This is a genomic window from Carboxylicivirga sp. M1479, assembly GCF_007097485.1.
Taxonomy (GTDB): domain Bacteria; phylum Bacteroidota; class Bacteroidia; order Bacteroidales; family Marinilabiliaceae; genus Carboxylicivirga.
In genome coordinates, this window is record NZ_VKDE01000101.1 from 1 (window position 1) to 341 (window position 341).

General features: G+C 36.7%; 1 protein-coding gene. It reads left to right on the forward strand.

Annotated features, from left to right (window positions below):
• Positions 1-341 (forward strand): hypothetical protein (locus FNN09_RS21260; protein ID WP_185969096.1); only part of this gene is annotated, 341 nt, incomplete at both ends.

A 341-nucleotide genomic window follows, 5' to 3' on the forward strand; every position in this document is an offset into this window, starting at 1 on the left:
ACTTTTACAAATAGCGATTGGGCGGCCAAAACAGTAACATTCCCTGCACCTGAAGATGATGACCTCATTAGTGAAAATGACCCAATCAGCATAGCAGTTAATAACCCGAATAGTGATGATGATTTTGATAACTTATCACAAAACATTAATCTTACAATTACAGACAACGATGTTGCTGGATTAGTTATTACTGGAGGACCATTTTCTATCGACGAAAACACGACAGGACACTCCTTTACTGTTGCATTAAATGCTCAACCGCAAACAGACGTACAAGTAGATATCTCATCTTTAAATACGGATATAATCTTTTCACAAGCCACACTAACTTTTACAAATAG